The sequence below is a fragment of the Cryobacterium sp. AP23 genome, assembly GCF_054075385.1.
On record NZ_CM133415.1, the window covers coordinates 483,947 to 498,919 of the forward strand.

The 14,973-nt window shown below is 69.5% G+C and carries 15 protein-coding genes and 2 tRNA genes; 10 read left to right on the plus strand and 7 right to left on the minus strand.

Translation table 11 applies throughout. The annotated features are described in order from the left end of the window. The 4 genes from ACU5E9_RS02270 (at window position 1) to ACU5E9_RS02285 (ending at window position 2,987) form a co-directional block, all read left to right on the plus strand. On the plus strand, window positions 1-873 hold the full coding sequence (locus ACU5E9_RS02270) for an ATP-binding cassette domain-containing protein (RefSeq protein ID WP_456812033.1): 873 nt from the start codon (window positions 1-3) through the stop codon (window positions 871-873). Continuing rightward, entirely contained in the window at window positions 870-1,868 is a 999-nt protein-coding gene (locus ACU5E9_RS02275; RefSeq protein ID WP_456812034.1) for a D-isomer specific 2-hydroxyacid dehydrogenase family protein, read from the plus strand. The genes ACU5E9_RS02270 and ACU5E9_RS02275 overlap by 4 nt, the downstream gene beginning before the upstream one ends. An 84-nt stretch (window positions 1,869-1,952) precedes the next feature. After that, window positions 1,953-2,025 (plus strand) — tRNA-Asn (locus ACU5E9_RS02280). Between the two features lie 86 nt (window positions 2,026-2,111). Next, complete coding sequence (locus ACU5E9_RS02285) at window positions 2,112-2,987, plus strand: sensor histidine kinase (RefSeq protein ID WP_456812035.1); 876 nt, start codon at window positions 2,112-2,114, stop codon at window positions 2,985-2,987. A gap of 6 nt (window positions 2,988-2,993) precedes the next feature. On the opposite strand, the gene def is transcribed toward ACU5E9_RS02285, so the two are convergent. After that, window positions 2,994-3,560: a peptide deformylase gene (gene def / locus ACU5E9_RS02290; protein ID WP_456812036.1), complete on the minus strand. Its 567-nt coding sequence runs from the start codon at window positions 3,558-3,560 to the stop codon at window positions 2,994-2,996. A 39-nt stretch (window positions 3,561-3,599) separates the two neighbouring features. On the opposite strand from def, the gene ACU5E9_RS02295 reads away from it, so the two are divergent. From ACU5E9_RS02295 to ACU5E9_RS02315, 5 genes are all read left to right on the plus strand, one after another. Continuing rightward, window positions 3,600-4,514, plus strand: a complete 915-nt coding sequence (locus ACU5E9_RS02295) for a DMT family transporter (protein ID WP_456812037.1) — start codon at window positions 3,600-3,602, stop codon at window positions 4,512-4,514. A gap of 154 nt (window positions 4,515-4,668) precedes the next feature. Beyond that, window positions 4,669-5,958 carry a glycosyltransferase gene (locus ACU5E9_RS02300; RefSeq protein ID WP_456812038.1) on the plus strand — a complete coding sequence of 430 codons (1,290 nt, stop codon included), beginning with the start codon at window positions 4,669-4,671 and terminating at the stop codon, window positions 5,956-5,958. Between the two features lie 50 nt (window positions 5,959-6,008). After that, window positions 6,009-6,082, plus strand: a tRNA-Ile gene (locus tag ACU5E9_RS02305). A gap of 40 nt (window positions 6,083-6,122) precedes the next feature. After that, a complete protein-coding gene (locus tag ACU5E9_RS02310) occupies window positions 6,123-6,824 on the plus strand; it encodes a hypothetical protein (protein WP_456812039.1) in 702 nt (233 codons plus the stop codon). Between the two features lie 36 nt (window positions 6,825-6,860). Continuing rightward, window positions 6,861-8,609 (plus strand): bifunctional 3'-5' exonuclease/DNA polymerase, encoded by a 1,749-nt coding sequence (locus ACU5E9_RS02315; protein ID WP_456812040.1) that lies wholly within the window; start codon window positions 6,861-6,863, stop codon window positions 8,607-8,609. A gap of 36 nt (window positions 8,610-8,645) precedes the next feature. Here the strand turns inward: ACU5E9_RS02315 and ACU5E9_RS02320 are convergent, their stop codons facing one another. After that, on the minus strand, window positions 8,646-9,248 hold the full coding sequence (locus ACU5E9_RS02320) for a PadR family transcriptional regulator (RefSeq protein ID WP_456812041.1): 603 nt from the start codon (window positions 9,246-9,248) through the stop codon (window positions 8,646-8,648). A gap of 287 nt (window positions 9,249-9,535) precedes the next feature. Between ACU5E9_RS02320 and ACU5E9_RS02325 the strand changes: the two genes are divergently transcribed. Beyond that, window positions 9,536-10,057, plus strand: coding sequence for a DUF3145 domain-containing protein (locus tag ACU5E9_RS02325; protein WP_456812042.1), 522 nt, complete (start codon window positions 9,536-9,538; stop codon window positions 10,055-10,057). 31 nt (window positions 10,058-10,088) lie between these two features. Here ACU5E9_RS02325 and ACU5E9_RS02330 read toward each other — a convergent pair whose 3' ends face one another. The 5 genes from ACU5E9_RS02330 to ACU5E9_RS02350 form a co-directional block, all read right to left on the minus strand. Then, window positions 10,089-11,324, minus strand: coding sequence for a beta-ketoacyl-[acyl-carrier-protein] synthase family protein (locus ACU5E9_RS02330; RefSeq protein WP_456812043.1), 1,236 nt, complete (start codon window positions 11,322-11,324; stop codon window positions 10,089-10,091). Window positions 11,325-11,435: 111 nt separating this feature from the next. Next, window positions 11,436-11,684, minus strand: a complete 249-nt coding sequence (locus ACU5E9_RS02335) for an acyl carrier protein (RefSeq protein WP_022883990.1) — start codon at window positions 11,682-11,684, stop codon at window positions 11,436-11,438. 62 nt (window positions 11,685-11,746) lie between these two features. After that, window positions 11,747-12,748, minus strand: a complete 1,002-nt coding sequence (locus tag ACU5E9_RS02340; protein ID WP_456812044.1) for a beta-ketoacyl-ACP synthase III — start codon at window positions 12,746-12,748, stop codon at window positions 11,747-11,749. A 30-nt stretch (window positions 12,749-12,778) separates the two neighbouring features. Continuing rightward, the gene (locus ACU5E9_RS02345; protein ID WP_456812045.1) at window positions 12,779-13,699 is read right to left on the minus strand and encodes an ACP S-malonyltransferase; all 921 of its coding nucleotides are present in this window, start codon (window positions 13,697-13,699) and stop codon (window positions 12,779-12,781) included. A gap of 113 nt (window positions 13,700-13,812) precedes the next feature. Next, a complete protein-coding gene (locus ACU5E9_RS02350; RefSeq protein WP_456812046.1) occupies window positions 13,813-14,973 on the minus strand; it encodes a PucR family transcriptional regulator in 1,161 nt (386 codons plus the stop codon).

The window sequence follows — 14,973 nt, forward strand, 5'->3', positions numbered from 1 at the left end:
ATGAGACGCGACGAACCTGAGCCGTATCCGATCGTTGCCAGCGACCTGACCATCGAATACCCGGCGCACGGAGCCAGTTCCGCGTTCGTCGCGGTGCGTGGATTCACCCTCACGCTGGGCCGCGGTGAGGTCCTCGGCCTCCTCGGCGAGAGCGGCTCAGGCAAGAGCACCCTGGCCAGGGTGCTCTCCGGCGCCGACGCGGGCAGCGGCCACGGCGACGTGCGCGCGCAGATCACGGGCGGGCAGGCGAGCGTCCAGGGGTATCCGCTCCGCCGGATCAGCCGCCGGAAACTCGCCAGGCTCACCTTCGGGGTGGGGATGCTCAGCCAGGATGCGGCGGCGACCCTGCCGGCCAGCCTCACCGTGGCCGACATCGTCGCCGAACCGGTGCTCGAGCGCGACCGGCGGTACAACCGGCACGCCCTGGACACCGCCGTCGCCACAATGGTCGACGCGGTCAGGCTGCCGCTGTCCCTGCTCGGCAAATACCCCTACGAGCTCAGCAGCGGCCAACGCCAGCGTGTCGCCCTGGCCAGGGCACTCGTCTTCGGGCCGTCCCTGCTGATCGCCGACGAACCCACCGCAGGGGTGGACGCGCTGGTGCGGGACGACGTCATCGACCTGATCGGCGAACTGCAGCGCGAGCGAGCCTTCTCCGCCGTGCTGATCAGCAACGACCTTGCCGTGCTCGAGCGCGTCGCCGACCGCATCGGGGTGATGCACGAGGGCGTGCTGGTGGGCCTCGGCAGCATCGCGGAGGTGTTCGACAACCCGTGGCACCCCTACGTCGCCGAACTCGCCCAGGCGCTGGCCCTCGGCACGGGAGAGCCGGAGCCACTAGCCGGCGCCATCGACCCGGCGCCGGAGTCGTGACCGTGGTCGGCCAGCACCAGGCGGTCCTCGCCGGGGAACCGGAGCGGGACCCGCACGCTTGGCGCCCGGCGCCTGGCCCGATCGCCATCCTGCCGATGGATGCGCCGCAATTCACCGCGGCCGTCGAACAGGCCGGGGGAGTGGTGGCGCCCCTCTCCGATGCCACCAGGGGCGTCATCTGGCTCTCCTACGCCCGCGCAGCGGAGCTTGGCGACGTCCTGGAGCAGAACCCCCAGGTCGGCTGGCTCCAGCTGCCCTGGGCCGGCGTAGACGCGTTCAGCGGGGTGCTGGCCCGGCACGGGCGGGACGATCTCATCGTGACCAGCGCCAAGGGCGCGTACGCCCAACCCGTGGCCGAGCACGCCCTGGCCCTGCTGCTGGCGTCGATGCGGCTGCTGCCCCAGCGCGCCAGGGCCACCTCCTGGAACGCCGAACCGGCCGGCGAATCCCTCTACGGCCGCACCGTCCTCATCGTCGGCGCCGGCGGCATCGCCCGGGAGCTCATCCGGCTGCTGGAACCCTTCGGCACCGCCATCGTGGTCGTGCGTCAGAGCGCCGAGGCCGTCCCCGGCGCCCAGCGCACGGTCACGGCCGACAGATTGGGCGACGAGCTCCCGCTGGCGGATGTGGTGGTGCTTGCCGCGGCGCTGACCGGTGGCACCCGGCACCTGCTCGGCACCGCCGAGCTGGCGCTGATGAAGCGCACGGCCTACCTGGTGAACATCGCCAGGGGTCCGCTCATCGACACCGACGCGCTGGTCGCGGCGTTGGCCGGCGGCTCGTTGGCCGGGGCCGCCCTGGACGTGACCGACCCCGAGCCGCTCCCGGACTCGCACCCGCTGTGGAGCGAGCCGCGTTGCCTGATCACCCCGCACATGGCCGACACGCCCGAGATGACAGCGCCCCTGCTGGCCGAGCGAATTCGCCTGAACGTGGCCGCATTCCTTGGAAAATCACCGTTCGTCGGGGTCGTCGACCCCGCCGCCGGCTACTGACGGAACCGTCGGATTTGGCGCACGCCGATCTTTTGGTAAAGTAGCAACGCTGTTCAAGCAACGCACAACACGCTGAGCACGCATTCCTCGATAGCTCAATTGGCAGAGCAGCGCACTGTTAATGCGCAGGTTCTTGGTTCGAGTCCAAGTCGGGGAGCGAAAAGGCCACTAGGGGCTCCACCCCCGGTGGCCTTTTTTGTGCCCGCTAGTGTGGATTGAACGAAAGTACCGAAAGGTGGGCCTGTGTTCCCCTGGCAGAACCTCAGCGCCGTCCTGGCCGTGCTCACCGTCGTCTTCCTGGTGCTCTGGCTCCTGGCCGCGGCCAGAAGCCGGCGGAACCGCTTGGACCGGTCCGCGGCCGAACGGGTGCGCATCGACCTCGAACTCGCCCTCGCTGAACAGAACGGCCGGCTGGCGATCATCCGCGAACTGCAGGACATCGCCGTACTCTCCCTGGCCCGCCTGATCACCCGGGCGGAAGGGGCGCGCTACGCCGCCGAGAGCGACCCGTCAACGGCCGTGCGGGCCGCTACGGGCCTGGTGGAGGACGGCAGGGTCACCCTGGCCGACCTGCGGCGGGTGTTGACGATCGCCAGGGAGGGCGAATCCGTCCAGGCTGTGCAGCCAGGGGTGCAGTCGGCCCAGAGTCTCTTCGGGGTCATGCGTGACGCCGGCCTCGCCGTCGACGTCACCGAGTCCGGCGACCGTTTCCCGCTCAAGCCCGGCGCCGAACTCGCGATCTACCGGATCCTGCAGGCCTCCCTCGCCAACTCGCTCAAGCACGGCGGAGCGGGCACGCAGGCACGGGTGACGTTCACCTGGACCCAGGACGGCCTGCAGCTGCTCATCGACGACGACGGCATCCGCGCCGCCGCCCGCCGGGACGCCTCCAGCGCGAACGACTTCGCCGCCAGGACCGCGTACACCATCGACGACGACCTCCGGGCACTGAGCGAGAGTATCTCGGGCGCCGGCATCAGCCAGATGCGCGACCGCGCCGCGCTCTTCGGCGGAATCTTCAACGCCGGAACGGTCCCAGGGGTGGGATTCTCGGTGTCGGCGGTCTTCCCGTCACTGCGCTTCCACAACGGCGTGCACGGCGTCGACCTGTCGCGCTAGTCGCCGTCACCCCTCGAGGTCGTCGACCCCGGGCAGCCAGGTCAGGCCGGGAACGCCCCAGCCGCGCTTGCGGCTGACCTTTGCGGCAATCTTCGCGTAGTAGTGCTCGAGCCGGTCCACGTACAGGGTGCCGTCGAGGTGGTCGAACTCGTGCTGGAAGATGCGCGCCAGCCACCCGTCGGCGTGGATCTCGAACGGGTTCTGGTCGAGGTCCACCGCCCGCAGGATCGCCGAGCCGGACCGTTGCAGCGGGAAGCGTTCACCGGGGAAGGACAGGCAGCCCTCGACGTCCTCATCCTCGTCGGCCTCCGCCGCAGGCACCGGCGTGATCCACAGCTGCGGGTTGATGGCCACACCCCTGGTTTCCACCTCGTCGTCGTCCATGTAGCTGAACGTGAACAATCGCAGCCCGACACCCACCTGGGGGCCGGCGAGACCGACGCCGGGGGCGGCATCCATCGTCTCGTACATGTCCTGCACCAGTGTCCGCAGGGCATCGTCGAACACGACGACCTCCCTGGCGGGGGAGTGCAGGACGGGTTCACCTGAAATTACTATCGGTCGCACGGCCATTCGGCAAGGATATCGGCTAAATCTCGATAGTCTCGATGGGTGAGTCCCGACCTGACCGACCTGGCTGTGGAGATCGCGATCGACCCGCGCCAGGCAATTGGAATTCCGCTCGCGCTGATCGGGGCGGTGTTCCTCTCGCTGGGCGCACAATTCCAGCACCGTGGTGTGACCAAGGTCGAAGCGTCCACCGTGGAAGTCACCGGGGGCCTGAACACCAAGCAGCTCCTGCTGCTGCTCTCGCGGCCGTCCTGGGTGTTCGGCACCCTGATGCTGGGCCTGGCCATCGTCTTTCAGCTCACCAGCCTGGCCTTCGCCCCGCTCATTGTGGTGCAGCCGCTCGGAGCGGTCGCCCTGGTGATCACCGCCGTCCTGAACGCCAGGGTGAGCCGGGTGAAGCTCAACCGGGGGTCGGTCATCGCGATCGTGATGTGCGTCGGCGGGGTAGGGCTTTTCGTCACCGTCGCAGCCTTCACGGCCGTCGACAAGCCCGTCACCGATGCGAACCTCGTCACCATCCTCATCGTCCTCGGCGTCGTGCTCCTGGCCTTCGCCGCCGCGTTCGTCATGCTCCGCACCCGGTTCAAGGCGATCTTCTACATCATCGGCGCCGGCGTGCTGTATGGATTCGTGGCCACCCTGGCCAAGGTCATCATCAACCGCACCCAGAACGGCAACTTCGAGTGGCTCACCCTGGTCTGCGTCCTCGGGCTGCTGCTCGCGGCCGCATCCGGGGCTTACTTCGTGCAGAACGCGTATTCGTCCGGCCCGCCGGACCTCGTGATCGCCGGCCTGACCGTGATCGACCCGCTGATCGCAGTGGGCATCGGCATCATCGTTCTCGGCGAGGCGTCCCAGGCCCCGATCTGGGCCGCCGCGCTCTTCGCCGTCGCCGGGGCCGTCGCGATCTGGGGCGTGTTCGTGCTGTCGAAGTACCATCCGCAATCCCAGAGCTGACCCGCGGTTTCCGTTCACCGGCCGCGTCTGGGGGCTGCCGTGGCGCCGCCGGTTTAGAATAGGGTGCACATAGACCTCGACGGCGAGTTCCGTCCACACCCAGACTTCGTGCCGGATGACCATCCCCGGCCCATCTACGTAGGGAAAACGCCACTTGAGCGCTTCATCTGATTCACCGGGCACATCGTCCGACCGGGTCGCCCCGGTCGCGTCGAAACCGATCCGCGTCCTGATCGCCGCAGACACCTTTGCGCCGGACGTGAACGGTGCCGCCCGGTTCGCTGAGCGACTCGCTGCCGGCCTCGTCGGCCGAGGCCACGTCGTGCAGATCATGGCCCCGGCGCCCACCCGGAAGCACGGCACCTGGACGGAGGTGCACGAGGGTGAATCCATGACCGTGCACCGCCTGCACAGCTGGCGCTGGCGCCCGCACGACTGGCTGCGCTTCGCCCTGCCGTGGATCGTTCGCCGGCAGAGCCGCGCCATCCTCGATTCCTTCCAGCCCGATGTCGTGCACTTCCAGTCCCACATCGTCGTTGGCCGCGGGGTCGCGATCGAGGCGCAGAAGCGCGGGATCCGCATTGTCGGCACCAATCACTTCATGCCGGAGAACATGCTCCAGTTCTCGCTCGTCCCCAAGGGTTTCCAGGACCAGCTCGTCAGGGCGCTGTGGAAGGACGCCGAGCACACCTTCGCCCGTGCGGAAGCCGTCACGACGCCGACCAGGCGCGCGGCCGAGTTCCTCGAGAAATACACCGGGCTCAGCGGTGTCCAGGCCATCTCCTGCGGCATCGACGCCGACAACTATTCGCCGAGCTTCGCGCCGCGCACCGAGAACCGCATCCTCTTCGTCGGCCGGGTCACGGGCGAGAAGCAGATCGACGTGCTCGTCCAGGCCGTCGCGCTGCTGGATGCGAACCTCGACGCCCAGGTCGAGATCGTGGGCGGCGGTGACCAGCGTCGTAACCTGGAACAACTCGTCGAATCACTCGGCATGAGCGGCCGGTTCACCTTCACCGGCTACGTCACCGATGAGGAACTGCGCGCCGCCTACGCCAGGGCCACCCTGTTCGCGATGCCGTCGATCGCGGAGCTGCAGAGCATCGCGACGATGGAAGCGATGGCCTCAGGGTTGCCGGTCGTCGCGGCGAACGCCATGGCCCTGCCGCACCTGGTGCACGACGGTCAGAACGGGTACCTGTTCGAACCGGGGAACGCACAGGACCTCGCCGACAAGATCACCCGGGTGCTCACCCTGCCGCCCGAGGCCCTCGAAGCCCTCAAGCGGGAGTCGCTCAGACTGATCGAGGCACACGACATCAAGCGCACCCTGACGACGTTCGAGCGGTTGTACCGCGGGGAGTCGATCGATCCGGCCGCCGGAGCACCGGCCGCTGCCGAAACACACCCGCCGGTCATGGACGCCACGCCCGCCCGCGACTGACTCCGCCTGCGACTGACTCCGCCCGTACGCCCAGTACGATGGTGGGGCACGGGGTGGTAGCTCAGCTGGTTAGAGCACGCGGCTCATAACCGCACGGTCACGGGTTCAAGTCCCGTCCACCCTACTAAGTAACCCTGCACACCCACGTTCCGAAAGTCACTGCCATGCCCGGATGGTCAATTCCTCGTCAGCGCGCGTCCCGCGCCGTGCTCATCGGTGGTTTCACCGCCCTGGCCCTCGGTCTCGGCGGCTGCAGCACCTTCTCGCCCCTGCTGGGTACGGGCACGGTGCAGCAGAATGTCTCCGTGGCCACTCCAGCACCGAGCACTACGTCGGCGCTCGTCTTCGACTCGGTGTTCAGCGACATGGGATCGATCCACCCCACCCTCACGATCGGCCCCCAGCTGGAGCTGGAACTGGACATGTGGACGGAGCAGAAGACCCACGAGTGGACCACGGATGGCGACAAGCTGTTCTCCTTCGTCATCAACGTCTATGACGGCGCCGTGCCCGCCGAGGCGCCTTTCGAGACCAAGCGACACGTCTACATGTCCAACATCGCCGTGACGGCCACGACGTCGACCACCAGCGGTGCCAGCGTGTCCCCGTTCGTGCTCGACACCGACCCGTTGCTGGTCACCCTCGACCCGGAGGCGCTCCGTTCCGACAAGGGCCTGCTCATCACCTCGCCCAAGGGCGGCTTCCAGCTCGAATCCAATCAGATCGGCCAGCTGAGCCCGGACACCTACGGCGTAGTGCTCGACTTCGCGATGACGATCTCGAGTGAGGCGGCGGCGGGTGGTGGTGTGTACACCACCCAGGTCGTGCACATCCCTGTGCCTGTCGCCATCTTCCCGACAGCGTAGGCCGGGTCGCGGTCCAACCTGCGGGAGACTTGACCTGTGTATATTCTGGTGGCCCGGGCGGGGTCTGAGCTGCTGCGGGTCAGGCAGCTCGATGACCGGGGGGCACCGGACGGGGTGGACAGGCTGTTGTCCGAGGCAGAGTTCAGGGCGTTCGCCGGGGAGGCCGAGCGGTCGATGCCGCGGTGGGTGTTCCCCGACACGGCAGCGCTGTACCCCGTGCTGCTGGCCGGCGGCGTGCGGGTCAGGCGCGCCCACGACCTGCGGCTCTGCCACGCCATCCTGCGCCTGTCGGAGGCGACCGCCGGCAGCGCCCTGGCGAACGCGCCGGCCAGCGGCTGGGATGCGTCCGCGCCGGTCGTCGTGGCGGCGCCGGTGACCGGAGCGACCCTGTTCGACCTGGACCCCGGCGACTCCCGCATGGGGGAGCCCAGCGGGGAAGACGACGACCTGGCGGAGTTCGGCGCCCAGTTGGACGCCGTGACCTCCAGCGCCGAACCCGGCCGGCTGCGCCTGCTATTGGCAGCGGAGTCGGTGGGGGCGCTCATCGCGGCCGAGATGCAGTTCGCCGGCCTGCCCTGGCGGAGCGCCATCCACGACAAGCTGCTCACGGCCGAACTCGGCACCCGGGTGGCGGCCGGCCTGCGGCCGCAGCGGCTCGAGGAGTTGGCCGCCCACATCCGCACGGCGCTGGGCGACCAGAGCGTCAACCCGGACTCCCCGCCGGATCTGCTGCGGGCCCTCAACCGGGCCGGTGTGGCGACGGCATCGACGCGGGCGTGGGAGCTCGAGAAGATCGAGCACCCCGTGATCGAGCCGCTGCTGCGGTACAAGAAGCTGGCCAGGCTCCTGAGCAACAACGGCTGGTTCTGGATGGAGAGCTGGATCATCAATGACCGCTTCCACCCCGAGTACCTGCCCGGCGGCGTGGTCACCGGACGGTGGGCGACCAGGGGCGGCGGTGCCCTGCAGCTGCCCCGGCAGGTGCGCGGTGCCGTGGTCGCCGACCCCGGCTGGACCTTCGTCGTGGCGGATGCCGCGCAGCTGGAACCGCGGATCCTGGCGGCGCTGTCGGGCGACTCGGCCATGGCGACCGCCGGTCGCGGCACCGACCTCTACGCCGGCATCGTGGCCAGCGGGGTGGTGGAGACCCGGGCGCACGCGAAGGTGGCCATGCTCGGAGCCATGTACGGCGCCACGTCGGGGGAGAGTGGACGCTTGCTGCCACGGCTGGCGCGCGCCTACCCGCGGGCCCTCGCCCTGACCGAGTCCGCGGCGAGGGCCGGGGAACGCGGCGACGTGGTGAGCACCCGCTTGGGCCGCTCATCTCCCCGCCCTGGTGCCGCCTGGCAGGACGACCAGGGACGGGCGACGGAGGCGGGAGCCACCATCGGTGACGAACGGCGTGCCCGCAGCCAGGCCCGCGACTGGGGCCGGTTCACCCGCAACTTCATCGTGCAGGGCAGCGCCGCCGAATGGGCACTGTGCTGGATGGCGGAAATTCGCAAGGGACTGTGGGAGCTACACGGCGCGAGCGGCAGCGGCGAGACCAACGGCGACCGCGGCCCGGCGGGGGAGCCGGCGCCGAACCCGTTCGCCACCGCGCCGCACCTCGTCTTCTTCCTGCACGACGAGGTCATCGTGCACACACCGGCCGCGCTGGCGGACCGGGTCGCCGAGATCGTCACCGCTGCCGCCGGCACGGCCGGCCGGCTGCTCTTCGGCGCCTTCCCGGTCGATTTCCCGCTCACCTGTGTGATCGTGGACAGCTACGCGGACGCGAAGTAACGCGAGGTACGAGGCCGGGCCGGCCGTCGGCGTGGGTCAGGCCGTCGGGGCGAGGGCTGGGCGACGTCCGCGCTTGGGTCGCTCCAGGCTCAGCTCCCGGTGGTAGGGATGCTCACCGGCCGTGGTACCGGCCGGGAGCCGCACGAGGCCGTCGACCGTGTCGAGCCAGGCGAGGGCGGCCTGCGCCTGGGCGTGATCGGCGGCCCGGCCCAACCCGGCCTGGCCGCCCGCGGCAGCCGCGTCGGCCAGGGCGAAAACGGCGGCGGAGGACCGGGCCGCCCACGCGGCCCGGTAGCCGTCGATGATCCGGGTGACGTCCACGTGGGGCAGGGACGAGGCGATCAGCACCCGCTCCAGCATCTCGTTCCAGTCGTCTCCGGGAGCGCTGGTGGTGTCGTGCAGCCAGGCCACGGCCTCGGCCCGGCCGGGGGCGGTGAGGCGGTACAGCGGCAGGCCGTCTGGGGTGCTGCCGGCCGACTCGACCGCGCCCTGGGCGACGAGACGCTCCAGGGTGCTGTAGATCTGGCCGACGTTCACGCTGCGCCGGCCGGCCGTGCGGGCGTCGAGCTCGCCGTGCAGCTGGAAGCCGTAGGCGGGGCCCATCGTCAGGATCGCCAGGAGTGAGCTGCGCACTGACACGGGGCCTCCGAGGAGTCGGTCCGGGGCGTCGTGCCTGCCTGCTGACGGCGACCGCGGCCACTCGGAAAGATATACCGAATATACATAATCCGCCGCCGCTTCACCAACCGGGACCACCCGCGCCGCCCGGTGGCACCGCGCTCATTGTGAATTCCCGGGTCGATGGGGCATAATCTGAGCTAATACCGCTCCGCTGGAAATGAGTTCTTTCGGATTTCCGGATTGTTGTACGTCGAGAACGTTGGGGAAGACGCACCTCGAACAACAATCAGGGAACGGAGAACACGATGACGGCACCCCACACTCGTCTGGCACCGGCAGCACGGGGCGTTTTGTATGTGCACTCGTCGCCGCGTGCCCTCTGCCCGCACGTGGAATGGGCGGCCAGCCGGACCATTGGCGAGCCGGTCAGCTTCGACTGGAGCGAGCAGCCGGTCCTCGCGGGCGCGCAGCGCGCCGAGTTCTTCTGGGAGGGCCCGGCCGGCACCGGGGCGGCGCTCACCTCGGCACTGCTGGGCTGGGACCACTTGCGCTTCGAGGTGACCGAAGACCCGGGCCCCGGGCGGGACGGCGGCCGCTGGCTGCACACGCCCGCCCTCGGGATCCACTTTGCGCAAACCGACACGGCGGGCAACGTCGTGCTGCCGGAGGACCGGGTGCGCGCGGCCATCGAGGCGGCCGGCACGGATTCGACACTGCTGGGCCGGGAACTCGGTGCGGCTCTCGGGCAGGCCTGGGACGATGAGCTCGAGGTGTTCCGGCACGCCGGCGACTTCACCAGCGTCGTCTGGCTGCACCGGGTGGGCTGACCGGCCCTGGCGGGGCCGGTCAGCCGAACGGTCAGACCGAGCGGAACGCGACGACGGCGTTGTGCCCGCCGAAGCCGAAGGAGTTGCTGATCGCCAGCAAGTCCCCGGCACCCGCTGCGCGCGGGGAGGTGACGACATCCAGCGGGATCGCCGGGTCCTGCTCCGTCAGGTTGATGGTCGGCGGCAGCATCCGCTCGGAGAGGGCCTTGACCGTGAACAGGGCCTCGATCGCGCCCGCTCCACCGAGCAGGTGTCCGGTGGACGCCTTGGTGGCCGAGACCGGGATGCCGTCGAGCAGGTCACCGAAGACGCGCCGGAGGGCGTTGTACTCGGCAATGTCGCCGACCGGGGTGCTGGTGGCGTGCGCGTTGATGTGCGAGACCTCGGACAGGTCGGCGCCCGCGTTGCGGATCGACTCGATCATGGCCCGCGCCGCTGCGGAGCCCTCCGGGTCCGGGGCGGTGATGTGGTACGCGTCGCTGGTGATCGAACCGCCGAGCAGCTCGGCGTAGATGTGGGCACCGCGGGCGAGCGCGTGCTCCTCGGTTTCGACGACGAGGGCGGCCGCGCCCTCACCGAGCACGAAGCCGTCGCGGGTGATGTCGTAGGGGCGTGAGGCCGTCGCGGGGTCGTCGTTACGCTTGGAGAGCGCCTGCATGGCAGCGAACGAGGCGATCGGCAGCGGGTGGATGGCGGCCTCTGAGCCCCCGGCGATGACGACGTCGGCCAGGCCGGCCTGCAGTCGGTTGTAGGCGTTCACGAGCGACTCGGTGCTTGACGCGCACGCCGAGACGACCGTGGTGATGCCGGCGCGGGCGTGCAGGTCCATTCCGATGGCCGCTCCCGGACCGTTCGGCATCAGCATCGGCACCGTCATGGGCAGCACCCGTCGGGGGCCGCGCTCGCGCAGGGTGTCCCAGGCGTCGAGCAGCGTCCAGACGCCGCCGATGCCGGTGGCCCAGTCCACGGCGAGGCGTTCGGGTTCGACCTCCGGCATGCCGGCGTCGGCCCAGGCCTCACGGCCGGCGATCAGGGCGAACTGGCTCGAGGGGTCGAGCCTCTTGGTCTCGTGCCTGGCGAGGATCTCGCTCGGGCGTACCCGCGCCTGGGCGGCGAAGGTGATGGGGAGCTGCGTGCGCTCGACCCACTCGTAGTCGAGGGTGGATGCGCCGGACTCGCCGGCGAGGAGGGCGTTCCAGGTGTCTGTGGCGGTGCCGCCGAGCGGGGAGGTGGCACCCAGTCCGGTGACGACGATTTTTTTGGTCATAACAACGACTCTCCGTGAGAACGTGCGCGAAGCGAGGTGGAAACCCCGGATGGAGCGTCCCTGAAGAACGGGCCGACCGGCTGGTGCCGGCCGGCCCGTTCGGGCGTGGACCTAGTCCTGGGCCTTGACGATGAACTCGACGGCGTCGCCGACGGTCTTGAGGTTCTTGACCTCTTCGTCCGGGATCTTGACGTCGAACTTCTCTTCAGCGTTGACGACGATGGTCATCATCGAGATGGAATCGATGTCCAGGTCGTCGGTGAACGACTTGTCCAGCTCAACCGTGTCGGTTGCGATGCCCGTCTCGTCGTTGATGAGCTCGGCCAGGCCGGCAAGAACTTCTTCGGTGGACAATGCCATGTTGTTTCTCCTTGGGGGGTGTCTCGTTTGACCGAGACTCAGTTTAGAGGGACAGGGGGTTGCTACGGCAGCACAACTACTTGCGCGCCGTAAACCAGGCCGGCTCCGAAGCCGATCTGGAGGGCGAGACCGCCGCTGAGCTCGGGGTGTTCCTCGAGCAGGCGGTGGGTGGCGAGGGGGATCGACGCGGCAGAGGTGTTTCCTGTCGTGGCGATGTCGCGGGCGATCACGACGGATTCCGGCAGCTTGAGCTGCTTGGCGAACTCGTCGACGATACGCATGTTGGCCTGGTGCGGGATGAAGGCGGCCAGCTGGTCGGCGGTGATGCCGGCGGCGGCGAGGGTCTGCTTGGCGATCTTCGCCATGTCCCAGACGGCCCAGCGGAAGACGGTCTGGCCTTCCTGGCGGAGGGTCGGCCATTCCTTCTCGCCGCGGCGGTACTCCTGCAGGGTGCCGTTCATGCCGACGGCATCCGGGCGCCCGTCCGAGCCCCAGACCGAGGCCGAGATGCCCGGGAACTCGCTCGGGCCGATGACCACGGCGCCGGCGCCGTCGCCGAGCAGGAAGGAGATGCTGCGGTCGGTGCCGTCGACCATGTCGGAGAGCTTCTCAGCGCCGATGACCAGGGCGTAGTGCGCGGCGCCTGAGCGGATCAGGGCATCCGCCTGGGCCACCCCGTAGGCGTAGCCGGCGCAGGCGGCGTTCAGGTCGAAGGCGGCGGCGGGGACGGCGCCGATGCGTTCGGCCACGACGGCGGCCATCGACGGGGTCTGGCGGCCGTTGCTGATCGTGGCGATGATGATCGCGTCGATCTGGGACGCGTCGATGCCGCTCTTCGCGATGGCCTCGAGCGCCGCGGCGGTGGCCAGGTCGACGGCGTCAACATCCTTGCTGGCCCGGGTGCGGGTGATGATGCCGGTGCGCTGCTGGATCCACTCGTCGGAGGAGTCGATCGGTCCGACCAAGTCGTCGTTGGGCACGACGAGGTCACCGCGGGCGGCGCCGACGGCGAGGATGCGCGTGTACTGGGCGCCCTGCGACTGCAGGAGGTGTGGCTGTGTCATTCGTCTCTTCCGGTGGCGATTCTGGCTGATTCAGGCCTGTTGGTCGATCAGATCGTATGCAGCGGGCAGGTCGTCCGGGGTCTTGATGGCCACGGTCGGGATACCCCTGAGGGCTCGTTTGGCCAGTCCGACCAGGGCGCCGGCGGGGGCGACCTCGATGATTCCGGTGACCCCGGCGTCGCTGAACGCCTGCATGCACAGGTCCCACCGTACCGGCGAGGAGACCTGGCCGACGAGCAGGTCGAGGAAAGCGGACCCGTCGGTTACCTGGCTGCCGTCCCGGTTCGTCCACAGCCGGAGGGTGGGATCGAGGGGAGAGAGTCCGCCGGCGATCTCGGCCAGGTGCTGCACGGCGGGCCGCATGTGCCGGGTGTGGAAGGCGCCGGCGACCTGCAACGGGATGACCCGGGCCTTGGCGGGCGGTTCGGCGGCGAGGGCGGCAAGCGCGGGCAGTTCGCCGGCGACGACGATCTGACCGCCGCCGTTGAAGTTGGCCGGCTCCAGCCCGAGTTCGGTGAGCCTGGCGAGCAGTTCGGCCTCGTCACCGCCGAGGACGGCGCTCATGCCGGTAGGCAGGGCGGCAGCGGCGGCCTTCATGGCACGACCGCGTTCCCCCACCAGGGTGAGGGCGTCGGCGCTCGTGAGCACTCCGGCTCCGGCGGCGGCCGTGATCTCGCCGACGGAGTGGCCGGCGATGCCGCCGATGGCGGCGCGACGGCCGTCGGCGAACAGGGCGCCGAGGGCCAGCACACCGGCGGCGACGATGAGCGGTTGAGCGATGGCGGTGTCGCGGATGGTGTCGGCGTCACCGACGGTGCCTGCCGAGACGAGGTCGGTCCCGGACTGTTCCGACATCGCGCGCAGTTGTTCGGCGTAGGCCGGGTCGGCCAACCAGGGTTCGAGGAATCCGGGTGTTTGGGAACCCTGACCGGGACAGACGACAACAAGCATTTCCTAAGTCTCCCAACTTGCCCGAAGGCTGCGTGTGTGGACAATCTACCGAGTATCGGCGAACCGTTTGTGCGAATGCGCAAGACCGGTGTGCTGCGGCGCCGGTTGCGGTGTCAGCGGCGGCGGCTGGATCCGTCGTGGTCGCTGATCGAACCGATGATCAGGGCGGCCTGCAGGATCAGCGCCTCCCTGGCGCCGGTGGCGTCGTAGCCGATGACCTCGGACACCCGCTTGAGCCGGTAGCGCACGGTGTTGGGGTGCACGAACAGCTCGCGCGCGGTGGCCTCCAGGGAACGCCCGTTGTCGAGGTAACACCACAGCGTGGTGAGCAGTTCGGTGGAGTGCGCCTGCAACGGGCGGTAGATGCGGTGGATGAGGGTGGCACGGGCCAGCGGGTCGCCGGCGAGGGCACGCTCGGGCAGCAGGTCGTCGGCCGCGACCGGTCGCGGCGCGTTCCGCCACGACCTCGCGACCGCGAACCCGGCCAGCGCGGCCTTGGCGCTCTTGGACGCGTCCACCAGGTTGGGCACCTCGTGGCCGAGCACCAGGTGGCCGGGGCCGAAGCTCGGCTCCAGCTGGAGGGCGATGTCCATGAAGCTGAGGGGCGGCGCGCCGGCGGAGTCCTCGGTGTCAGCGGTGATCGGGTGCGCGCGGCCGATCACGAGCACCAGCCGGTTGCCCTGCACTCCGATGAGCACGTCAGCGGTCATGTGCCGGGCCGAGCGGCGCAGCTGGTCGACGTCGAGCATCTTCGGGGTGGTGCCGACGAGGACGCAGACCTCGCCGTGGCCGTGCCAGCCGAGCGCCGCGATCCGGCTGGGCAGTTCGTCGTCGTACTCGCCGCTGAGGATGGAGTCGACCACCAGGGCTTCGAGCCGGGCGTCCCAAAGGCCGCGGGCCTCTGCGGCGCGGGCGTAGACATCCGCGGCGCCGAACGCGATCTCGCGGGAGTACAGCAGGATCGCTTCCCGGAGGGTCTCCGAGCCGTCCTTGACGCGTTCCTCGACGACCTCGACCGTGACCCGGATCAGCTGCAACGTCTGCTGCAGGCTGACCGAGCGCAGGAGTTCGCGCGGGGCGGCGCCGAACACGTCGGCGGCGATCCACGGGGTGGAGCGCGGGTCGTCGTACCAGGAGATGAACGAGGTGATGCCGGCCTGGGCGACCAGGCCGACGGCGGACCGCCGCCCTGGTGGCATATCGCCATACCAGGGCAGCGTGTCCTCGAGTCGTTTCAGCGTCGCCGTGGACAACTCACCTGAAATCGTGCGCAA